Annotated in this window: 20 protein-coding genes and 1 tRNA gene; 14 read left to right on the forward strand and 7 right to left on the reverse strand. The window is 55.3% G+C overall.

Annotation, left to right across the window (positions count from 1 at the left end):
* Positions 1-3: 3 nt before the first annotated feature.
* Genes ilvN through A6F69_RS08750 form a run of 3 tightly spaced genes read left to right on the forward strand, consistent with a single transcriptional unit; the run spans position 4 to position 2,718 of the window.
* Positions 4-519 (forward strand): acetolactate synthase small subunit, encoded by a 516-nt coding sequence (ilvN, locus tag A6F69_RS08740; protein ID WP_067600008.1) that lies wholly within the window; start codon positions 4-6, stop codon positions 517-519.
* A gap of 14 nt (positions 520-533) precedes the next feature.
* Positions 534-1,553 carry a ketol-acid reductoisomerase gene (gene ilvC, locus A6F69_RS08745; protein WP_067600011.1) on the forward strand — a complete coding sequence of 340 codons (1,020 nt, stop codon included), beginning with the start codon at positions 534-536 and terminating at the stop codon, positions 1,551-1,553.
* A 16-nt stretch (positions 1,554-1,569) separates the two neighbouring features.
* Positions 1,570-2,718, forward strand: a complete 1,149-nt coding sequence (locus tag A6F69_RS08750; RefSeq protein WP_067600014.1) for an alpha-hydroxy acid oxidase — start codon at positions 1,570-1,572, stop codon at positions 2,716-2,718.
* Here the strand turns inward: A6F69_RS08750 and A6F69_RS08755 are convergent.
* Both A6F69_RS08755 and A6F69_RS08760 read right to left on the reverse strand, forming a co-directional pair.
* Entirely contained in the window at positions 2,690-3,157 is a 468-nt protein-coding gene (locus tag A6F69_RS08755) for a PaaI family thioesterase (protein ID WP_067600018.1), read from the reverse strand. The genes A6F69_RS08750 and A6F69_RS08755 overlap by 29 nt on opposite strands.
* A gap of 82 nt (positions 3,158-3,239) precedes the next feature.
* Positions 3,240-3,794 carry a YHS domain-containing (seleno)protein gene (locus tag A6F69_RS08760; protein ID WP_144573630.1) on the reverse strand — a complete coding sequence of 185 codons (555 nt, stop codon included), beginning with the start codon at positions 3,792-3,794 and terminating at the stop codon, positions 3,240-3,242.
* A gap of 276 nt (positions 3,795-4,070) precedes the next feature.
* Here A6F69_RS08760 and leuA point away from each other — a divergent pair, with 276 nt between their 5' ends.
* Positions 4,071-5,744: a 2-isopropylmalate synthase gene (gene leuA, locus A6F69_RS08765; protein ID WP_067600021.1), complete on the forward strand. Its 1,674-nt coding sequence runs from the start codon at positions 4,071-4,073 to the stop codon at positions 5,742-5,744.
* Positions 5,745-5,750: 6 nt separating this feature from the next.
* On the opposite strand, the gene A6F69_RS08770 is transcribed toward leuA, so the two are convergent.
* The gene (locus tag A6F69_RS08770; protein ID WP_157092823.1) at positions 5,751-6,344 is read right to left on the reverse strand and encodes a J domain-containing protein; all 594 of its coding nucleotides are present in this window, start codon (positions 6,342-6,344) and stop codon (positions 5,751-5,753) included.
* Between the two features lie 206 nt (positions 6,345-6,550).
* On the opposite strand from A6F69_RS08770, the gene A6F69_RS08775 reads away from it, so the two are divergent.
* Positions 6,551-7,600 (forward strand): amidohydrolase family protein, encoded by a 1,050-nt coding sequence (locus A6F69_RS08775; protein WP_067600027.1) that lies wholly within the window; start codon positions 6,551-6,553, stop codon positions 7,598-7,600.
* Between the two features lie 114 nt (positions 7,601-7,714).
* A complete protein-coding gene (locus A6F69_RS08780) occupies positions 7,715-8,701 on the forward strand; it encodes an NAD(P)H-dependent flavin oxidoreductase (RefSeq protein WP_067600030.1) in 987 nt (328 codons plus the stop codon).
* Here A6F69_RS08780 and A6F69_RS08785 read toward each other — a convergent pair.
* The 3 genes from A6F69_RS08785 to A6F69_RS08795 form a co-directional block, all read right to left on the reverse strand.
* A complete protein-coding gene (locus A6F69_RS08785; protein WP_245638221.1) occupies positions 8,698-9,234 on the reverse strand; it encodes an AHH domain-containing protein in 537 nt (178 codons plus the stop codon). The genes A6F69_RS08780 and A6F69_RS08785 overlap by 4 nt on opposite strands.
* 5 nt (positions 9,235-9,239) lie before the next feature.
* Positions 9,240-10,037 (reverse strand): hypothetical protein, encoded by a 798-nt coding sequence (locus tag A6F69_RS08790; RefSeq protein ID WP_067600034.1) that lies wholly within the window; start codon positions 10,035-10,037, stop codon positions 9,240-9,242.
* Between the two features lie 146 nt (positions 10,038-10,183).
* A complete protein-coding gene (locus A6F69_RS08795; RefSeq protein WP_067600037.1) occupies positions 10,184-10,669 on the reverse strand; it encodes a flavodoxin family protein in 486 nt (161 codons plus the stop codon).
* An 82-nt stretch (positions 10,670-10,751) separates the two neighbouring features.
* Here A6F69_RS08795 and recJ point away from each other — a divergent pair, with 82 nt between their 5' ends.
* From recJ to phoB, 8 genes are all read left to right on the forward strand, one after another.
* Positions 10,752-12,539, forward strand: coding sequence for a single-stranded-DNA-specific exonuclease RecJ (recJ, locus tag A6F69_RS08800; RefSeq protein ID WP_067600040.1), 1,788 nt, complete (start codon positions 10,752-10,754; stop codon positions 12,537-12,539).
* Positions 12,540-12,602: 63 nt separating this feature from the next.
* Positions 12,603-12,677: transfer RNA gene (locus A6F69_RS08805), tRNA-Glu, on the forward strand.
* A 96-nt stretch (positions 12,678-12,773) separates the two neighbouring features.
* Entirely contained in the window at positions 12,774-13,961 is a 1,188-nt protein-coding gene (locus A6F69_RS08810; RefSeq protein WP_067600044.1) for a sensor histidine kinase, read from the forward strand.
* Positions 13,962-14,128: 167 nt separating this feature from the next.
* Positions 14,129-15,514, forward strand: coding sequence for a phosphate ABC transporter permease subunit PstC (gene pstC / locus A6F69_RS08815; RefSeq protein WP_067600046.1), 1,386 nt, complete (start codon positions 14,129-14,131; stop codon positions 15,512-15,514).
* The gene (gene pstA, locus A6F69_RS08820) at positions 15,507-16,775 is read left to right on the forward strand and encodes a phosphate ABC transporter permease PstA (protein ID WP_067600049.1); all 1,269 of its coding nucleotides are present in this window, start codon (positions 15,507-15,509) and stop codon (positions 16,773-16,775) included. The genes pstC and pstA overlap by 8 nt, the downstream gene beginning before the upstream one ends.
* A gap of 38 nt (positions 16,776-16,813) precedes the next feature.
* Positions 16,814-17,560 carry a phosphate ABC transporter ATP-binding protein PstB gene (gene pstB, locus A6F69_RS08825; RefSeq protein ID WP_067602858.1) on the forward strand — a complete coding sequence of 249 codons (747 nt, stop codon included), beginning with the start codon at positions 16,814-16,816 and terminating at the stop codon, positions 17,558-17,560.
* Positions 17,560-18,228 (forward strand): phosphate signaling complex protein PhoU, encoded by a 669-nt coding sequence (phoU, locus tag A6F69_RS08830; RefSeq protein WP_179946154.1) that lies wholly within the window; start codon positions 17,560-17,562, stop codon positions 18,226-18,228. Before pstB ends, phoU begins: the two co-directional genes overlap by 1 nt.
* Positions 18,229-18,295: 67 nt before the next feature.
* A complete protein-coding gene (gene phoB, locus A6F69_RS08835; protein ID WP_067600055.1) occupies positions 18,296-18,985 on the forward strand; it encodes a phosphate regulon transcriptional regulator PhoB in 690 nt (229 codons plus the stop codon).
* Position 18,986: 1 nt separating this feature from the next.
* On the opposite strand, the gene A6F69_RS08840 is transcribed toward phoB, so the two are convergent.
* Positions 18,987-22,457, reverse strand: coding sequence for an error-prone DNA polymerase (locus A6F69_RS08840; protein ID WP_067600058.1), 3,471 nt, complete (start codon positions 22,455-22,457; stop codon positions 18,987-18,989).
* Between the last annotated feature and the right edge of the window lie 76 nt (positions 22,458-22,533).

A 22,533-nucleotide genomic window follows, 5' to 3' on the forward strand; every position in this document is an offset into this window, starting at 1 on the left:
GTCATGAAAATCAGAGATGCAGCTTCTGAGCGGCACGTTCTTAACGTTACCGTCGACAACGAACCCGGTATTCTAGCCAAGATCACAGGTCTGTTCACCGCGCGCGGCTACAATATCGACAGCCTGACAGTGGCGGACATTTCGGAAGACCATGCCGTCAGCCGGATCACCATCGTCACAAACGGCCCGCCGGAAGTGATCGACCAGATTGAAGCGCAGCTTGAGCGGCTTGTTCCGGTACACCGCGTGGTGGACCTCACAACCGCTGGCGAACATGTCGAGCGCGAGTTGGCACTTATAAAGGTATCCGGAACCGGCGACAAACGCGTTGAAGCACTGCGAATCGCGGAGCTATTCCGCGCCAATGTTGTCGACACCACGATTGAGAGTTTCGTGTTCGAGCTGACTGGAGCTCCGGACAAGATCGATAGTTTCATCACGCTGATGCGCGAATTGGGCCTTGTAGAGGTCGGCCGAAGCGGCGTGGTAGGTATGATGCGTGGCGCTGAAGGCGCCTGAGAAAAGGGAATACAATGAAAGTTTATTATGACGCCGATGCAGATCTGGGCCTGATCAAAGGCAAAAAGATTGCTGTACTGGGTTATGGTTCGCAAGGTCACGCGCACGCTCAAAACCTGCGCGACAGCGGCGTAGGCGAAGTCGCTATTGCACTGCGCGAAGGCTCTGCCACTGCGAAGAAAGCCGAAGGCGCAGGCTTCAAGGTTCTCTCGAATAGTGAGGCTGCTGAATGGGCGGATATCCTCATGATCCTGGCGCCTGACGAGCATCAGGCAGCGATCTACGCTGACGACATCCACGGCAAAATGAAGCCGGGCAGCGCGCTTGCATTCGCGCACGGCCTTAACATCCATTTTGGCCTGATCGAGGCGCAAGATGACATCGATGTTATCATGATCGCGCCAAAGGGTCCGGGCCACACTGTACGCAGCGAGTATCAGCGCGGCGGCGGTGTGCCCTGCTTGATCGCGGTACATCAGGATGCCACCGGCGCTGCGCATGACGTTGCTCTTGCCTATGCATCGGGCGTTGGCGGCGGCCGTAGCGGCATCATCGAAACCAATTTCAAGGAAGAATGCGAAACCGACCTTTTCGGTGAGCAGGCCGTATTGTGCGGCGGGATCACGCACCTGATCCAAGCTGGCTTCGAAACACTGGTTGAAGCGGGTTACGCGCCCGAAATGGCGTATTTCGAGTGTCTGCACGAGACCAAACTCATCGTTGACCTGCTTTACGAAGGCGGGATCGCGAACATGCGCTATTCGATCTCGAACACTGCCGAGTACGGCGACATCAAGACCGGCCCGCGGATCATCACCGATGAAACCAAGGCCGAGATGAAGCGTGTGCTGGCAGACATCACTTCTGGCCGCTTCGTGAAGGACTTCGTACTCGACAATCGCGCTGGTCAGCCGGAACTCAAGGCAAGCCGCAAGGCCGCCGAAGCGCATCCGATCGAGAAGACCGGTGCAGAACTACGTGCCATGATGCCGTGGATCAGCGCGAACAAATTGGTCGACAAGGAAAAGAACTGAGCCGAGAAGGCGCATCATGCGTCTTTCCGATTGCCATAACATCGACGACTTCCGGAAACTGGCCAAGGCGCGCTTGCCTTGGCCGGTTTTCGATTACATCGACGGCGCGGCTGACGATGAACAGACCAAGGCGCGCAACACGGCAGCGTTTGATGACGTCGATCTGGTGCCTGATGTGTTGGCTGGCGTAGCTGAGATTGACACCAGCTGCACAATCATGGGCCGCAAAAGCGCCCTACCCCTGATGCTTAGCCCCACAGCGGTGCAACGCGCTTTTCATCATCAGGGTGAAACCGCCGTAGCGAAGGCAGCAGAGAAATTCGGCCTGTGGTTCGGCATATCCAGCCTAGCCACGCGTAGCATCGAAGAGATTGCCGCGCTCACCAGCGGACCAAAGCTGTTTCAGCTCTATGTTCACAAGGACAAGGGGCTGAACCAAAGCATGATCGAACGCTGTCAGGCGTCGGGCTTTGATGCCATGGCACTGACGGTCGACACTATCGTGTCCGGCAAGCGCGAGAGGTGCCTGCGCAGCGGCTTCACTACCCCACCCCGTTTCACCCCATCAGCGGTCTGGAGCTATGCTACTCGGCCGCGCTGGACGCTCGACTATATCTTCCGTGAGAAATTCCGCCTGCCCAATCTCGACACGCATGTGTCCGAGGGAACCGGTAAAGCAGTGAGCATAGCTGAATACTTCAACACCATGCTCGATACCTCGATGGACTGGGATACCGCCGCGCGTATCCGACGGGATTGGGGTGGCACATTTTGCCTCAAGGGCGTGATGAGCGCGAATGATGCGCGGCGTGCAGTCGAGATCGGCGCTGATGCAATCATGATTTCAAACCACGGCGGCAGGCAATTGGACGGCAGCCGAGCGCCATTCGATCAGCTGCGCGAAATCGTAGACACGGTCGGCGGCGAAATCGAAATCATCTGCGACGGCGGCGTGCGGCGGGGGACCCATGCACTAAAATCGGTCTGCACTGGGGCAACCTCAGCATCGGGAGGACGGCTTTATCTCTATGCCCTCGCCGCTGCTGGTCAGGCAGGTGTTGAGCGCGCAATCGGCATCCTGAAAGATGAGATTGAACGCGGAATGCGGCTGATGGGGGTGACTTCGGTCGACCAGCTTACGCCGGAGCGGCTGCGCTGGCGCTAGTCTGGGCCCCGCTTAGCGCGGCTTCTGACGCTGCCTGCACCTTCTTGGCATCAACCATCAGGATCGTACTCGTTGCCTTAGCCAGCACAGTGCCATCCGGTGCCAGCAGATGGCCCTCATAGAATTCAGTTCGGCGACCTTTCCGCTCAACCCAGCCTTCGGCAATGACCAGACCCGGTCGGGTCGGCGCGAAGAAGCTGACCTTTAGTTCGAGAGACATCGGCACGATCGCGTCGCCATGACGCGCCATCGCAGCATGCGCCATCGCTGCATCAATCCAGCCAGAGATAAATCCGCCCTGCACGACGCCGCCAGAATGGCACATCTCCTCACGCGCTTTGTACTCAAGCGTGGATGATCCATCCGGATCCATCTTCACTATGCGCACCAGCCCCATCGCCTGATAAAGCGGTTGCTGAAGGTCTATCTTGTCGATCATCCCGGCTGCTTAGCCGATTGTGCCGGACATACAAGAAAGGGCGAGCCGCAGCCCACCCTTTGTGAAATGTTGCCACGTAATCTTAATCTGTGGTGTAATGCTCGTCAGGCGAGTGCGTAGGATAATTGACGTCTGCGCTTGCGATGAAGCCTGGGATGTCCTTGTTCCAACGCTCAGCTACGCTCTCGTTAAAGTTCAGGTACAGCTTGCCATCGACGATCTTGTAAACTTCCGGATCGCCCGGAGCGAGCGCATCATTGGCACCAATCGCCCATGCGCAATAGCCACCATACTGCGGGGCATACTTCGCAGGATCAGTCTGAAATTCAGCTGCATTCTCGGCATTCGCAAACTGATAGTCATAGCCTTGATAACGCACCGTATATTCGGCTGAACCTTCTACCGGTGCGTCGCCTTTGAAATAGCTCACGGCGTCATAGCCGGACAGCGCGAGAGTTTCGCCAGCATTCTTTGTATAGATTGGGCCATCGAGCGTACCGCCCAAATCAGCAATCACCGGGATTGCATCGACAACAACAGCCATGCTGTCCGCGCTCGAAGCGTCGTTGGCAGCCGGTTCAGCTGAGCACGCTGCAATCGCAGTTGAAAGCGCAAGCGCCACAAAGAGTTTCTTCATTGATCTTCTCCAGTCATTGTGACCGGTAGTTCGCAGCGCCACCCGATTGGTTTCACAAAGCCACAAATTTTCCCAAATTTGCCAGAAAAGGTCAGTCGCGCTTGCGCTGCCCGACATTTTCCGTAATGCAGGAGCCTATGTCGCGTAACGGTTCGCTACTAATTCTACGACTTACACGCCCTTGGGCGTGACAGTCTGTGCGCGCTCTTCGCGTGCGGGACGCTCAAGGGAAACCAGCTAAGTCGATCAATTCCACCCGTTACGAGTTTCTTCCAAATGACTATGTTGTCTGATCCAAGCCGCAAGTATCGGCCATTCCCGCAAGTCAACTTGCCTGACCGGCAATGGCCAACACGCTCGATTACCGCCCCGCCGCGCTGGCTCTCGACCGATCTTCGCGACGGCAATCAGTCGATTATAGATCCGATGGATGCCGTAAAGAAGAATCGGTTCTTCGAGGAATTGGTCCGTATCGGAATCAAGGAAATCGAAGTCGGATTCCCTAGCGCTGGCGCGACTGAGTTTGACTTCATTCAGGGGTTGGTGCGCGCTGGTAAGATTCCCGACGACGTAACGGTGCAGGTGCTGACGCAAAGCCGCGAAGACTTGATACGGACCAGTTTTGAGAGTCTGGATGGTGCGAAACAGGCCATCGTCCACCTCTACAACGCCGTTAGCCCTGCATGGCGCGATATCGTGTTTCGCATGAGCAAGCCTGAAGTAGTCGAAATCGCCCGAACCGGCGCAAAAGTCATGCGCGACGAAGCGTCCAAGCATCCCGATACGGACTGGCATTTCCAATACTCGCCGGAAACGTTCTCTACCGCCGAACTCGACTTCAGCATCGAGGTTTGCGAAGCGGTAATGCAGGTGCTGCAACCAACTCCTGACAAGCCGATAATCTTGAACCTGCCCGCGACGGTAGAGGCCGCGACACCGAATATCTACGCTGACCAGATCGAATATTTCTGTCGCAATCTGCCCAACCGCGAAAGCGCGGTGATAAGCCTCCATACCCACAATGACCGCGGGACCGGGGTCGCTGCGGCTGAATTAGGCCTGATGGCAGGCGCAGACCGCGTGGAAGGTTGCCTGTTCGGCAATGGAGAGCGGACTGGCAATTGCTGCCTCGTAACCGTTGCCCTGAATATGTACACGCAAGGAGTCGATCCAGGACTCGATTTCTCTGACATCGACCGGATCATCGAAACGGTTGAGTATTGCAACGAGCTGCCTGTGCATCAGCGCCACCCCTATGGGGGCGAACTTGTGTTCACTGCGTTCTCTGGATCGCATCAGGACGCGATCAAGAAGGGTTTCGAAGCGCACGACACACAAAATGACGAACAGTGGCGTGTGCCATATCTGCCGATCGATCCGGCCGATCTTGGCCGTGATTACGAGGCCGTCATCCGGGTTAACTCACAATCAGGCAAAGGTGGATTTGCCTGGGTGCTGGAGCAGGATCAAGGCCTCAAGCTGCCCAAGAAGATGCAGGCGGACTTCTCCAAGCATGTTCAGCGCATGGCGGACGAGCTTGGCCGCGAACTGAATGCCGCCGATATCTGGGAGGCGTTCAAGAACGCCTATCATGTGCAAACTCCCGACAAGCACTTTCAGCTGGTCGACTATGAGGAAAGCCGCGCGTCGGATGGCACCCGCGTGTTTGCCGGCAAAATTGCGGTTGCGGGCGAGGAACAAAGTGTCAGCGGCCGTGGCAATGGTTTGATTTCGTCAGTGGTTTCTACACTCGAAGACAGCTTCGATCTTGATCTCAAGGTACTTGACTACACTGAGCATGCCATGGGTTCTGGTCGGGATGCGCGCGCTGCCGCTTATATCATGTGCCAGTCCGGCGATCGCGTGATCTGGGGCTGTGGTATCGACGAAGACGTTGCCACCGCCAGCGTGCGTGCTGTGCTGAGCGCGGCGAACGGCGTTGTGCAATAAGCTGACCTAATCCCCTGCACGCCGTTTAGGATGGAATTCATCGTCTTTGGTCAGCAATTTTCTTTCTTCGCGCGATCGGCTCATTGCGATGACATGGTCGACGCCTTCGATGGTGATCGCGAGTTCGCTTTGTTGAGTGATCTCGAGATAACCCTTTGATTTGAGATACCAGGTATGGAACTCAAAGCTTTCATCCGAGCACTTGGTCAAACCTTGTACGTGGTAGCTTAAAACACCTGGATCTTCGGGATGCTCTCGCCGGCGCTTATACAGAAAAAACAGAATCTTTTCGTGAATTTCTGCGTCTGCAACGGCGTCCTTCTCATCAATCCAGATGTCCTCGTTGACCGCGAATGAATGAACCGTCCCCTTCCCCAACCGCCGATATTCCTGATCATACTCAGCGCGCTTGTTGGGATCTCGCAGAACTGCATAAGCTTCTGTGACCGACTGGAACTTACCGACATCGGCGGTTTCAGCGTGATCGGGATGATACATTTGGGCCAGGTGGCGATAGGCTTTCTCAAGTATCGTCGCATCGCAGGTAGGCCTCACCTGCAAAACTTCATAATAATCTACAAACGGTTGCGTACTTTCCATCACCCCCACCCCTTGGATGCGAATCTTCAAGTGTCATGCGACCGTGAATTATGGCGAAATTGCATGGCCTGTTCTGATTATTCCGGCCTGCGAACGTCATAGTCACGGCAAGTCTCTCGCTTGTCAAAGAAAATTGATAATCGACAGGCTGCGCCGCTACGACCAGACTTCGGTTAGCATGAGCCATCGAGGAGGGGAAAAGAGCCATGAGTGAAGCAATCATTGAACCGGATCTTCCTATCATCGACCCGCATCATCACCTTTGGGACTTGAGGCCCATAGTACCGCTGTTTCCAGAGCCCCGGCACCGTTTCATCGAAACGCTAGTACCCGTCTCCTATTACACGTTCGACCAATTGCACGCCGACGTGAGTGCCGGTCACAATGTGATCGGTACGGTCTTTATGGAATGCGGGGCGTTCTACAACGGGCGCTATGGCGATGCCCTCAAGCCTGTCGGCGAGGTCGAGTATGTGAATGGTGTGGCCGCACAGTCAGCAAGCGGGCTCTATGGTAATTTGCGGCTATGTGCCGGCATTATCGGTCACGCAGACCTGACGCTGGGGAACAAAGTTGGCGAAGTCCTGGACGCGCTACATGCAGCATCACCCAATCGTTTCAAAGGTATTCGCCACCAAGGTGCATGGGATGCGGACCCTGAAGTGCTTGGACCTCCTTTTCACGCACCACCAGAACTGTATCGTGATGCAATCTTCCGCGAAGGATTTGCCGAGCTGAGAAAGCGCGACATGACCTTTGATGCGTGGATTCTTGAACCGCAGATCCCGGATGTGATTGACCTTGCGAAGGCATTTCCAGATCAGCCAATCTGCCTGGACCATTGTGGTACACCGCTTGGGATAGCCTCTTATACGGGGAAACTACACGAGCGCTTTGACACGTGGCGGCAAAATATCCGCGAGCTTGCCAAGTGTGAAAACGTCGTAATCAAACTAGGTGGTCTAGCGATGCACAACTGCGCAATGCCTGAAGATGGGCCGGCTGTTGGCCATGGCTCTGAGCATTTAGCGGCCTTGTGGCGACCCTATATCGAGACTTGCATCGAAGCCTTTGGTCCAAAGCGCGCGATGTTTGAAAGCAATTACCCTGTTGACCGCTGGGGAGCGACCTATCCGGTGCTTTGGAACACATTTAAGCGCATTACGCAGAAGGCTGGCGCGGATGAAAAGACTGATCTTTACGCCGGCACTGCCGCGCGTTTCTATGGGCTGCAAGACTTGCTTCTTACAAGCTGACGCTACGGCACAGAGAGCTTAGCTGACCCTAGCAAAATCGGCCCCTTGGCAGAGCGGAAACCCACGTTAAAGAGCAGCGTAATTCACGCTAGTTGATGCATTGGAGTTATCCGCATGGCCCTTCCCGCACCGTTCGATCGCCTTCGCCTTCCGTTAATCGGTTCGCCGCTTTTTATTGTTTCCGGCCCTGAATTGGTGATCGCGCAGTGTAAAGCCGGCATTGTCGGGAGCTTTCCTGCGCTCAACGCTCGCCCTCAGACCCTGCTTGATGAATGGCTTCATCAAATCACAGAAGAGCTGGCCAAACACAATCGTGAAAACCCAGATCGTCCCGCGGCTCCATTCGCAGTGAACCAGATTGTTCATAAATCGAACGACCGTGTGATGGCCGACATGGCCACCTGCGAGAAATGGCAAGTCCCGATGATCATCACGTCGCTGGGCGCACGTGAGGAAATTTTCCAGGCTGTGCGCAATTGGGGCGGCATCACTATGCATGATGTGATCAATAATCGCTTCGCGAAAAAAGCAATCGAGAAAGGCGCGGATGGCCTGATCCCGGTTGCAGCTGGTGCTGGCGGGCACGCCGGGGCACTCTCCCCGTTCGCGCTCATGCAGGAAATCCGCGAATGGTTTGATGGCCTTGTTGCCTTGTCTGGCTCGATCGCGAACGGCTATTCGATCCTTGCCGCGCAAGCGATGCGGGCAGATTTTGCCTATACCGGCAGCGCGTTCATTGCGACTGAGGAAGCCAATGCCGATCAGCGTTACAAGGAAGGCATAGTCGAAGGTGATGCGAGTGGCATCGTATACACAAACCTATTTACCGGCGTGCACGGAAACTATTTGCGAAGCTCAATCGAGAAGGCCGGTCTTGACCCGGACAATTTGCCGGAAAGCGATCCTTCAAAGATGAATTTCGGTAGTGGCGGCAATACGAAAGCTAAGGCCTGGAAGGATATCTGGGGCTCTGGCCAAGGTGTTGGCGCAGTGAAATCTGTTGGTACGGTTGAGGATATGGTGGCTCGTTTTGAACGTGAGTATCATGATGCGAAGGCTCAGTTGGAGGCGAAAAGCGCATACACTGCCTGGAACAGCTAGGTCGCTTTCCAGAGTTCCTCGGCCATTGCATCGAGTCTGGTGAAATCAAATCCAGTCCCCAGCGGATCCTTGCGATTCAAGGTCAGGCGTCGCTGTTCAGACAACAATCGTTTTCGCAACGCCTTTTGAAGCAATGCCAGACGAAGCAAGGCGTCCTCCATGGCTCGGCGCGGGTCAGTTAATCGATCCTCCGACCATGAATGTTCGATGTTACCAACACGTTCGATTACCATCTCGTTATACTCGGGATGAGGACCACGGTGGAGAGGCAGCGCCCGGCGAAGTGCGGATTCCTCGTTGGCGGGCAGGAGCACACCATTTCGTCTGAAGTCTTCAAAGCCGACTCGGCGGGCACCAATTTCCGCAAACATTTTCCCGAAACAATGTTTCGACAGTAACTCGCACGGCAGAAGGTGATGGCGCTGTAACTCTGGATCATACCCGGTACGATCACGGCGATTTACTGAACGAAAAGGTATGGTCTTTCGTGATAAGACCGCTCCTGATTTTGAATTACCTTTCCCAGTCGGCACTCTCTTTATTCGCTCAAGACACGAACAAATCGCGCATTTCCTGAAGGTTCCAGATGAATGATCCTGCCATCCGGACTGACAAGATCTTCGCGCCGATCGACTGTCCCTGTCAGAATCAATTGATTGATGAGCCGTACCGCCAGACGAGTCGCAACCACTTTGTCAGACGCCAAATCAGGTTCGATACGGAGCTCCTGTCCGATGATGTGCGCCAGCCCAACGCTTTGCAACCCGCCATCGAGCGCTTCCTGGAACGCGATCAAACCAAGCGCAGGAAACGCTCCCCCTTCAAGATATACGCTAACAGTCGATTCAAAGAATCGTCGACCAATCACGCTGCCAGACGGGGGCCAGACTACGGCTTCGATCTGTTCAAAGCGCTGAATCAGGTTACGGGCCAGACCAAGCAGGGTTTTTAGCACTGGGATCGCGCCCTCTGCGCCTGAAACATGGGCGCCGGGATTCAATCTGATTGCGTGTTCGAATTTGTTGATTTGGTTACGGTCAAAATCGAAGCTATGCGCGACAGTCGGAAAAGAAGAATAGTCGCCAGGAGCCAAACCGATGATGTCAAAGGTTAGTCCATCGCTCAACAATTCGAGCCAGCTGGCTGTATCATGCTCCGTCATCCATTCTTCGTCCGGTCGCGCACCACTAGCGACCAAACCTGGTGCCGGCTCTTTGCCAGGATCGAAACTTACCGAAATGCTCGGGTACAGCTTCGTAAAGCGATAAATATCTAAAATACTTGGGCGTTTTCCATTCTTGAAAAGCAAATAGATCCCCTGCACATCATCATGCATGTAGCGATCCTAGTCTTTTGACATGATTAAAGTCAGCTCCCCGCTCCAGTACCCGACCCCTCAAACACTTTTGGCCACAATTGTGGTTCGCGTCGAGTCCTACCCCCATTTTTACATGGCGCCCGATGATCAGTTCTCTTTGGGCGTTAGTAAATTCCAAGCTTTATTGCCTCCGCCATAGAGCGCCCCAACTCATTGGCTCGAGCAAGATCAGTGGCAGACAATGACTTTTGTGCGGCAATCTCAGCAGCAGATTGCGCATGCGTGATTACAATCCAAGGATCAGCCACGCGCTTCAGGCGCCAACCAGTTGCAATGCGATCAATTTGTCGCTGCGCCCCCTCCCCATCTGATCCTGCCGCTATGATCGTCGCGTATGCCCGCCCCCCGATTTGCCCGAGAACCGGGTAGTAACAGCGATCAAACATTTCTTTCATCTCTCCGCTCATGCTGGCGAGATTCTCGGGGCAAACGAATAAGTACCCGGATGCGAGCAAGATGTCTTCGGGTTGGACGTCCTGGGCTCTACTTAACTTGCACATTCCCTCGGCACCTTGTGCTGCGCCATCGGCGAGCGCCTCACTGGCGCCGGTGCGACTGTGCCAGACAATCAAGAGTGATTTTTCAGTCATACAATGCCAGACAAACCCTCCGATTGAGGAAAGTCAATCCAAGTAGCTTCTGTAGCGGCAATAGATACACTATAGTTCGACCATGGCCTCCCGATCGATATCCCATGTACTTGGCGTGAGCACCTCCCTATCCGGAAAAGCCTGGCTATGGCGCGGCGGCAATATGGAGATTGATCCCGCTTCAACCGGCCTTGAGGACAACATAATTGCGCAATTGCTCAAAACGCGAGGTGTTACGGAAACTGACCTTGCGCGCAACATGTCGCCAACGATGCGCGAGTTTCTTCCCGATCCCAGCATTTTCCGCGATATGGATGCCGCCGCTGAGCGGATAGTTTCCGCCATTCTTGGCGGTGAAAACATCACGATCTACGGAGACTACGACGTAGATGGCGCCACCAGCGCCGCCTTGTTGGTTAACTTGCTGCGCGAATTGGGTGCCGAAGCGGGCTATTATATTCCTGACAGATTGCTCGAAGGATATGGGCCAAGCGGTGAAGCATTGATCAATCTCGCCAAGAGCGGATCCAGCCTGATCGTAACAGTCGATTGCGGGGCTATGGCATTCGACGCATTGAAGCAGGCGCACGATGCTGGCGTGGACGTGATCGTGGTCGATCATCACAAGTGCGCTCCGGAGCTGCCTCTCGCGGCTGCGTTGGTAAACCCCAACCGCTTGGATGAGGATGATGAAGCTGCCGCGCATGGCCATCTGGCGGCTGTAGGAGTTGCTTTCCTGCTGGCAATCGCGATCGTTAGAGTGCTGCGCGCGCAAGGCTATTTCGAGACGCACAAAGAACCCAACCTGATGTCCCTGCTTGATCTGGTTGCACTTGGTACAGTGGCCGATGTTGCCGCCCTTCATGGCTTGAATCGCGCCTTCGTGGCGCAGGGGTTGAAGATCATGGGCAAGCGCGAACGGGTTGGGATGGCTGCCTTGATCGACGCGAGCCGATTGAAGCGCGCGCCACAATGCAGCGACCTTGGCTTCGCACTCGGCCCAAGAATCAACGCCGGCGGACGGGTGGGTGAATCCACATTGGGGGTGCGCTTGCTCACAACAGATGATCCAGTCGAAGCGGCCGAGATTGCGGAGCAACTCTCGCAGCTTAATGAAGAACGTCGCGCGATCGAAGCTCTGGTACAGGCACAGGCTGAAGATCAAATCGCTACCCAGCACAATCGTGCTGTGATCCTGCTTTCCGGTAGAGATTGGCACCCTGGTGTGATCGGGATCGTGGCCGGTCGAATCAAAGAAAAGACTGGGAAGCCAAGTCTGGTCATTGCGGTCGACGAAACAGAGGGTGTTGGCAAAGGTTCAGGCAGATCGATTTCTGGAGTGGATCTGGGAGCAGCAATCATTGCTGCGCGCGAAGCCGAATTGCTGATCGCCGGAGGGGGGCATGCGATGGCCGCTGGCTTGACCGTGGAATCGGGAAAGATCGACGCTCTCGCCGACTATCTGGACCAACGACTTTCTCGAGACGTCGAGAAGGCGGGTTTGAACCAAGCGATGCAGCTTGACCTTTCCTTGGCGCCCGGCGGTCTCACGCCAGATTTGGTCAGTACCCTTGAGAAAGCCGGACCATTCGGGGTTGGCTGGCCTGCACCTCGAGTGGCCGTTGGGCCCGTACGCATCGTTAAAGCCGATGTGGTGGGCAAAGATCATTTACGTGTTATCGCCGCAGGCGAAGATGGGCGCTCGTTTAAATCGATCGCCTTCCGCGCTGCCGAGACTGAGATGGCCCAAACGCTGCTACACAGAGCACACGGACGCAAATTTCACTTGGCTGGGCGTGTCAAAATCGATGATTGGGGCCCTCGACCTCAGGCAGAATTGCACCTCGAAGATGCAGCTTTTGCAGATTGATTGAAAACTGGGCTTGACCGGAATCGCCCACCCCTCTAGAGGCGCGCTCTCGCAAGCGAGCGTGGCCCGTTCGTCTAGCGGTTAGGACGCGGCCCTTTCACGGCTGAAACACGGGTTCGATTCCCGTACGGGTCACCACCACTTTCTCCACGCGCGCATTTATCCGAATAAAACGCACAGGCACACAGATGCCTGCGCTTTTATTGGCCGTGTTATCTGGTATGGCCCACAACCATGGATAGCGGCCCGGAGCACCCCGTTACATCAATCGTGATCGCCGCGATTGCTTGTTTGACGTTGGTCCTTTTTGGCCTTGGGATAGCACCTTCGATCGGCGTGTTCGTCTTGTGGGTAGGGTCGATCTACCTTGCTAACGCTACCCCACCCCCATCGCATGAGCGTCATAACGATGGCCTGATCACAAGCGAATCCATGGGCGAGTTGATCCAGCATTCTTCTATCCCCCTGCTGGTGATCGAGGATGGGAAAGTGTCGATAGCCAATCGGGCAGCAAAGCGGGTTCTGGGCAATCACATCATCGGGCAAGATTCGCGGATGGCCTTCCGCCAGCCTGCTGCAGTTAAGTTGCTTACCAAAAAGAAAAATGGGGCGGCGATAATAAAGGGGCTCGTAAGGAGGCGTGATATCTGGCGCATGAAGCGCCAGAAGCTAAGCGACTCGATGTCGGTAATCGAGTTGACGAATTTGACTGCAGAAGCGGATATCAGTCGGGCGCACACCGATTTTGTTGCCAATGCCAGTCACGAACTACGCACGCCGCTCGCTTCGATAATCGGCTATGTAGAGACCTTGCAGGACGATAGCGCCGCCTTGGACAAGCCTACGTCACAGAAGTTTCTCGATACCATTCATCGCGAAGCACAGCGGTTGCAATCGCTGGTCAGTGATCTGATGTCGCTGTCGCGCATCGAGGCGGTCAAGCATGACGAACCGACAGATCTGGTCGACTTTGCAGGACTTGTCGAACGCGCTGCACGAGATGCCGCCGGTCAAGAGCGGGCCGAACGACTCGAGTTGCAACTTACACCAAACCTGAACGTTCGCGGCGATCAACAGCAACTTGAACAGCTTGTACGCAATCTGGTCGATAACGCGCTGAAGTATGGCCACCAGGACAAACCCGTCAGCGTAGTCCTGGAAAGCGGCAAGGATGCCAATGCAAGGTTGACGGTTACTGACAGGGGTGATGGCATTGATCCGGAACATCTCCCGCATCTTACAAGGCGGTTTTATCGGACTGATCCGGGCAGGAGCCGCGCCGCAGGCGGAACCGGCCTGGGCCTCGCGATTGTAAAACATATTGTGGAGCGCCACCGCGGCCGGCTCGACATAGAAAGCTCTTTGGGCAAAGGCACATCTGTAATTGTCCGGATTCCGGCCGTTTCAGATGAGAATGACTGATTGTCATGAATTTGTCTTATTTCTTTAACAAAGCACTCGGCGACCGGCGCGACCGTCATACAGATTCGCATTCTTTCGCGGGTTTGAAACATACAGAGTTTAGATCACCTAGGCGTACTTCCCACGACTGGGGCATGAGCGCAGCAACGGGGCATATTAGCTAAGCAATGACGCCAATTACGCTGCTCTTGATTGGACTTGGTCTAGCCCTTGCCGGGTGGCTTGCGGCTCGTGCGAAGGCGTGGAGTCTTCAGTCATCGGACAGTGTTGTACGGTTGACTTCGCGACCGAATTATCACGGGTGGTACGTCGCGCTATGGATCATCGTGCCAATGCTGGCCTTTATAGGCCTGTGGTCATTCATTGAACCGCAATTGGTACTCCAGGCAGTCTTGAGCACACCAGCAGCGCAGACGCTGCCAGAATTCGGTTTCGAACGAGAGTCGATCCTTGCAGAAGCCCGCGCGGTTGCAACAGGGCAAGCCAATGCGGTGTTTAATCCCAGTGCGGAACCTCTGATTGAACCCTTCCGTGATGCGCTGCAACGTTATCAGTTGATTGGCGTGGCGGTAGCCAGCGCGATAGCCCTTTTGTCCGGAATTCGGGCGTTTCTGAAGATTAAGCCGGACTTTTCTGCTCGAACCAAGGTTGAGCGCTCCGTGATGGCGCTGCTCCTGCTTGCATCGCTGGTCGCTATCCTCACGACGTTTGGCATTTTTGCCAGCCTCGTGTTTGAGACGATCCGCTTCTTCGGCATGGTCAATCCGATTGATTTTCTATTCGGGACGTTCTGGGGGCCGGACCCCATGAGCAATCCGGAAAGCCCCGACCCGACGCGTTATGGGGCCATCCCGCTCTTCTGGGGCACAATTTATATCGGCGCCATTATTGCGATGATTGTTGCGATCCCCCTTGGGTTGATGAGCGCAATCTATCTTACACAATATGCCAACCCGACTCTGCGCAAGTGGCTCAAGCCCGCGCTTGAGATTCTGGCTGGTGTTCCAACAGTGGTCTACGGCTATTTTGCCGCCCTTACCGTAGCACCGGCCATTCGCGACGCAGCTGTTGCGATAGGCATCAGCAATGCCTCAAGCGAAAGTGCACTGGCTGCGGGCCTGGTCATGGGCGTTATGATCATCCCATTTGTCTCATCCATGGCAGACGATTCCATTGCCGCCGTGCCAAGCGCAATGCGTGACGGCAGCTTAGCATTGGGCGCCACCAAATCCGAAACAATCAAGCGGGTGCTTGTGCCCGCTGCTCTGCCCGGAATTGTCGGCGGCGTCATGCTCGCAATCAGTCGAGCCATCGGCGAAACTATGATCGTCGTTATGGCAGCGGGAGCTGCTGCAAACCTATCAGCCAATCCACTCGAGGCCATGACTACAGTCACGTTCCAGATCGTTGCCATGTTAACCGGCGAAGGTAGTTTTGATCACCCGGCAACGCTCAGCGCTTTTGCGCTTGGCCTTGTTCTCTTCATCGTCACTCTAGGTCTCAACTTTGTTGCCCTGCGTGTCGTAAAGCGGTTCCGTGAAGCTTATGAGTGACGCAACAGCCTCCCCCGACGCCATCCGCCCGACGCGGACCGATGCATTCCGTCAGCACCTTGAGAAGCGTTACGCGGCTGAAAGACGCTTCAAGCTTGCCGGCCTGAGCGCGATTCTGCTTTCTGTAGCAGTGCTGATCTTTCTGCTCGGCAACATGACCTACAATGGCCTGGCTGGATTCCAGCGCGCAGAGATCGACGTCAAGATTGATCTCAGTCAGTCGGGTATTGCTGGTGATGAGAACACTCTGAGCGGCCCCTTGGCCATTCAAACACTCGAAGGCCAAGGACTGGCCGATGTGGTTCAATTCTACGCCACGCAAGAGCTTGGAGAGGAAGGCGCCCGGGGAATCAGCAGCGAAGCTTGGCGCGATGTCGCGGCAGACATTATTGCCGATCCGTCCATCCTACAGACACAGCAAACATTCAGCCTGCCCGCATCAGACGATCTTGCATCTGGACTTAAAGGCGAGGGTTCGACCGAGATGCAGGCACTGGCCGACCGGCTGGAGGCTGATGGGAAGCTTGCTAGCAATTTTGACGCAGGGTTTCTGCAGCGTTCCGATGCAACGAGCCCACAAAAAGTAGGCATCTGGGGAGCTTTGAAGGGTTCAATCCTCACCATGATTGTCACCCTGCTTCTCGCATTCCCGATTGGCGTAATGGCTGCGCTATACCTCGAAGAGTATGCCCCCAAGAATCGTTGGACTGATTTAATCGAAGTATCGATCAACAATCTCGCCGCTGTCCCATCCATAATTTTTGGTCTGCTTGGCCTCGCGGTGTTCCTCTGGATGTTCCCGAACTACCGTTCTGCACCCCTGATCGGGGGCATGACGCTCGCGCTGATGACAATGCCGGTGATCGTGATTTCAGGACGCAATGCGATCAAAGCGGTACCACCTTCAATTCGCGACGGCGCGCTGGCAATTGGTGCATCTCCGGTCCAAGTCGTGTTTCATCACGTCTTGCCGCTTGCGCTTCCAGGTATCCTGACCGGAACAATTATCGGCATGGCGCGTGCACTTGGTGAAACAGCACCGTTGCTGATGATCGGCATGCGTGCGTTCGTAGCGACTCCTCCCGATGGTTTCACATCACCCGCTACCGTTCTGCCAGTTCAAATTTTCCTCTGGTCAGACGAAATCGATCGAGGTTTTGTCGAACGGACGAGTGCGGCTATCATAATCCTGTTGCTGTTCCTCCTGCTGATGAACGGCCTCGCCATTTACCTACGCAACAAATTCGAGAAGACCTGGTGACTGTAATCCACCCCAACCTTGAGACGCTTGATGCTAAGATGCGCGCGAAGGACGTGTCGGTCTTCTATAGCGAGAAACAAGCGATCGATAATGTCTCGATCGATATCCCGACCGGGTACGTGACAGCGTTCATCGGTCCATCTGGCTGCGGTAAATCGACGTTCCTGCGGGTATTGAATCGTATGAATGATACGATCCCGACTGCGCGCGTCGAAGGTACTATCGAGCTCGATGGCGAAGACATTTACCGTTCCGGTATGGACGTGGTTCAGTTGCGCGCACGCGTCGGAATGGTGTTTCAGAAGCCTAACCCATTTCCCAAGTCGATTTATGATAACATCGCTTATGGCCCAAAGATCCACGGACTTGCTGAAAGCAAAGATGAACTCGACGCTGTCGTTGAGCGGTCGCTGACCCGTGCGGGCCTGTGGGACGAAGTAAAAGATCGCCTGCAGGATAGCGGGACTGCACTCTCTGGTGGGCAGCAGCAACGCCTGTGTATCGCGCGGGCAATCGCAGTCGATCCTGAAGTTATCCTGATGGATGAGCCGTGTTCAGCGCTTGACCCCATAGCTACGGCAAAGATTGAAGAACTGATCGCTGAGTTGACCGATCGCTATGCGATTGTGATCGTCACTCACTCAATGCAGCAAGCCGCGCGTGTTTCACAACGCACAGCGTTTTTCCACCTTGGTAAGATGGTAGAATACGGTCAGACTTCTGACATATTCACGAACCCCATCGAGGATCGGACCAAGGATTACATTACAGGACGGTACGGATAATGGCTGAACATACAGTCAAAGCATTCGACGAAGACATCACGCGTCTGCGCGGCTTGATTGCGGAAATGGGGGGGCTTGCCGAAGTCGCTCTCCAGGATGCGCTTGATGCTATGGTGCGCGGCGATGAAGAGCTGGGCGAAAAGGTCGTCAAGAACGACAAGAAGATCGACGCGCTTGAGTCAGAGGTGGACAAGTTGGCTGTGCGGGTGATTGCCTTGCGTGCACCAATGGCTGACGACCTGCGTGAAGTCATCGCAGCGCTGAAGATTGCCGGTGTGGTCGAACGTATCGGCGATTATTCAAAGAATATCGCACGCCGAGTTGGTCAAGTTGAAGACCGCAAGCGATTTGAGCCGCTTACCCTATTGCCGGCCATGGGCGAATTGGCCGGCGAAATGGTGCATGATGTGCTGACTGCCTATGCTGCACGTGACCCCGATCTTGCGCGCGAAGTGATCGCGGCTGACAACAAGGTAGATGCTTTTTACGACAGTATTTTCCGGAACCTTGTCAGTCATATGGTAGAGAATCCTGCGACCATTTCTAGCGCGGCACAATTACTTTTCGTCGCCCGGAATATTGAACGGATCGGCGACCATGCGACCAATGTTGCCGAGATGGTACATTATGCGGCGACCGGGACATATCCGCCGGATGAGGATGATTGACATCAATCTGTCGTAAAAGTGCAATAGAGCTCTCCTCGTCGCATTCGGTTGAAGGAGACTGACGATTATGTCCGCGGCTAAATTATTGCTCGTCGAAGATGACCCGTCCCTTTCGGAGCTCCTCGAGTATCGTTTTTCGAACGAAGGCTACGATGTGCGTTGCACAGCTGACGGCGATGAAGCGCTGATATTGGCTGCTGAAGACTTGCCAGACCTGATAATTCTCGACTGGATGATTGAAGGAACTAGCGGGATTGAAGTTTGCCGCCGCCTTCGCCGAGACAAAAGCACTGCTCACGTTCCAATCATCATGCTCACCGCCCGTGAGGCGGAGGATGATCGGGTGCGAGGTTTGGAAACCGGGGCGGATGACTATTTGACCAAGCCCTTTAGCCCGCGCGAACTGCTAGCACGTGTGGCTGCCGTCATGCGTCGTATCCGCCCTGCGCTTGCTGGTGAGAGCATTTCAGTGGGTGACATCATGCTTGATCCCGTTGCACACAAGGTTCAGCGGCGTGGGCGTGATCTCAAGCTTGGTCCGACCGAGTATCGTTTGCTCAAATTCTTCATGGAAAGCCCCGGGCGGGTGTTCAGCCGCGGTCAGTTACTTGATGCAGTCTGGGGCACTGAAAGCGATATCGAGTTGCGCACCGTCGATGTGCATATTCGACGTTTGCGAAAGGCCATCGAAATGGATGGCCTTAAGGATCCGATTCGGACGGTTCGATCAGCCGGTTATGCGTTAGAAGCCGTATGACTCAGTGAAAGTCGCGTGACTTGGGCAGGATGCGCAGGTTGCGCGGATGCCCTATGGCAGGCAGTGGCCGTTCGCCATGCAGATCACGAGGTTTGACGGTCAATGGCTTGCGCGAGTTGAGCGGACTGCTGACGTGATCGGCACGCGCTACAGGTGACGCCAGCAAGTCATCCGCCAAACCATAAAGCGTATCAGTGGCATCGGTCATATGATGCGCAATCACGTGTATGACTTCATCGTCATATTCGACCCGCCCTCGCACCTCCATCAGCCGCGCGCCCATGATGACGCGCCGCTGTTTCTCCATAACATCAGGCCAGACCACAAGGTTCGCGACCCCTGTTTCATCCTCCAGTGTGATAAAACACACGCCCTTTGCAGACCCCGGTCGTTGACGGATCAACACCAAACCCGCGATCTGCACCATGGAGCGGAACTTGCGGTCCCTCAGCTCACAAGCGCGTACAAAGCCGCGCTCCGCGAGCGACGCGCGCAAAAAGGAAAGCGGGTGTGCCTTCAGACTGAGGCGCGTGGTCTGATAATCCGTTACTACTTCTTCGCTGAGTGGCATTTGCGGCAGCTTGGTGCGTGCCTTTTCAGCCCCTTCATCACGTTCTGCTGCAGCCTGAAATAGCGGCAGATCAGGTGCCGCGATCAGGCTGCGCGCGTCCCACAAGGCCTGCCGGCGTGAAAGGCCCAGCGACGTGAAGCAATCCGCGCTTGCAAGTCGTTCGATATGCGCAGGAGAAAGCCCTGCCCGCTCACGCAGTTCGGCTACGTCCTTAAACACGCCGCCCTCTGCCCTCGCCGTAACTATTCGTGCCGCCACATGTTCTGGCAGGCCATCAACCTGTCGCAGTCCCATACGCATGGCGATGCTATCTCGCTCGCGCCGGGACACGGCAGCATGTTCGAGAGTGTTGTCCCACATAGAGTGATTCACATCTACCGGAAGCACCTCAACCCCATGCTCACGCGCGTCACGTACAATTTGTGCCGGGGCATAGAATCCCATCGGCTGAGAATTGAGCAATGCGCAGGCGAAAGCAGCGGGGAAATGGCATTTGAGCCAGCTAGAAACATAGACCAGATGCGCAAAGCTGGCCGCGTGACTTTCCGGGAAGCCATATTCCCCAAAGCCCTTTATCTGGTTGAAGCAGCGCTCGGCAAAATCCGGGTCATACCCACGCGCAACCATTCGCCCGACCATCATGTCTTCCAGCTCGTGCACCATCCCGCGCGAACGGAAGGTTGCCATTGCCTTCCTCAACCGATTGGCCTCTGCGCTGGAAAACTTCGCGGCATCAAGCGCGATCTTCATCGCTTGCTCCTGAAAGATCGGCACACCCAAGGTGCGCGCAAGGATGCTGGAAAGCTCATCCGGTGGGCCATGCTCAGGCGCGGGCGCAGGAATTTGTACCGGTTCTGCACCCCTGCGGCGCTTCAGATAGGGGTGCACCATGTCACCCTGAATAGGACCAGGACGAACAATCGCGACTTGGATGACCAGATCGTAGAACTCTCGTGGACGTAGCCGGGGTAACATATTCATCTGTGCGCGGCTCTCGACCTGAAACACGCCCAATGAATCCCCGCGTCGCAGCATCGTATAAGTCTCCGGGTCTTCGCGCGGTACCGTTGCCAATGTCAGAGTGCGATCATGATGCGCCTCAAGCAAATCAAAGCATTTCTTGATACACGTGAGCATTCCCAGCGCCAGCACATCGACTTTCAGGATACCCAGGGCTTCGATGTCATCCTTGTCCCATTCGATGAAGCTGCGGTCAGGCATCGCGCCATTCCCGATCGGAACAGTTTCAGTCAGCGCACCTTCGGTCAGGATGAAGCCGCCGACATGCTGGCTGAGATGACGTGGCATGCCGATCATCTGCTCTGCCAGCTTGATCACACGCTTCAAATGTGGATCGCGCACATCCATGCCCGTTTCCTTGACGTGCTTTTCCGCGATCTCGCTACCGTAGCTCCCCCAAACTGTCCGCGCGAGTGAGCTGGTCACATCTTCGGACAGGCCCATCACCTTGCCCACCTCGCGGATTGCCATGCGTGGCCGATAATGGATCACAGTCGCAGTCAGTCCGGCGCGATGACGGCCGTATTTCCGGTAAAGATACTGGATCACTTCCTCACGCCGCTCATGCTCGAAATCGACGTCGATATCGGGCGGCTCTTTACGTTCTTCGGAGATAAAGCGATCAAACAGGAGCTGGTGCTTGGCCGGATCGACGCTGGTGATCTCAAGGCAATAGCATACCGCTGAATTCGCCGCTGAACCTCGGCCCTGGCACAGGATCGGCGGGTCAACGCTACGCGCGAAATCGACAATGTCCTTGATAGTGAGAAAATAGCGCGCAAGGTCGAGCTTGCCTATCAGGTCAAGCTCCCGCTTCAGTGTTGACCGCACGCTGTCTGGGACACCTTCCGGATAGCGTCGATCTGCCCCTTTCCAAGTTTCGCTTTCGAGATATTGCTGGGGAGCCATTCCGGCGGGGTAGATTTCCTCAGGATACTCGTAGCGCAATTCTTCAAGACTAAACTCGCAAGCGTCGGCCACTTCGCGCGCAGCAGCGATCGCATGCGGCCAGCGTGAAAACAGCTGTTGCATCTCTTGTGGTGATTTCAGGTGTCGTTCGGCATTGGCTGCCAGCAAATGCCCTGCCTCAGCCACCTTGGTCTTGTATTTGATCGCGGTCATTACATCCTGCAAGGGACGCTTGTCGGGTGTCGCGTAGTGCACATCGTTGGTTGCCAGCAGGCAAAGCCCGTTGGCCTTGGCCAAAGTATCGAGCATTTCGATCCGTGCGATATCATCGCCGCGGAAGAGATAGCTTGCCGCAATGTGGCGCAGCGTAGGCAGCCCTGCCGTCAAATGTGGAAGCAGTTCCGTAAAATTGCCTGATACGTGATCGGCAAGCGTACAGTTGCTATCGAGCGCCACTACGTTGTTCGCCCAGGCCGGAACAGTAAAACGTGCTCTCAAGTCAGCTGGTGGTAACAGGATGAGCTGCACATCCTCAGCATACTCGGCAAGCATGGCGAGCGAGATTTCGCACACGCCTTTTTCTTGCCACTCGCCAGTGAGTGTTTGCATTCGTCCAGCACTGATCAGCTGGCACAACCGGCCATAGGCAGCCCGGTTCTTAGGGTACGCGAGACATGCAAGTCCCTCGACCGTCTCAATCCGCGTGCCGATCACCGGCCTCATTTTGAGCGTGGTTGCTTCACAGTGAATGCGCACGACGCCGGCAAACGAGTTGGCATCGGCTATCCCGATTGCGTCGTAACCTTGAAGGTGAGCGGTGCTGACCAGATCAACAGCGTCAGAAGCACCACGCAGAAAACTGAAACAGCTAACCAGCCCCAGCTCGACAAAGGGCGCACGCTCAGGCGGTGTAATCGCATCAGGATCGACATCGATCCGGCGCTTGGCTGCTGTCGGCGGTGAATCGGGCATAGTTCACATAGATTGATCTTCTGGATCAAACTTATGTTCACTAAATGTTCCAACTCAACTTTTCAAGCAGATGGTC

This window comes from Altererythrobacter ishigakiensis (assembly GCF_001663155.1).
GTDB classification, from domain to species: Bacteria; Pseudomonadota; Alphaproteobacteria; order Sphingomonadales; family Sphingomonadaceae; genus Erythrobacter; species Erythrobacter ishigakiensis.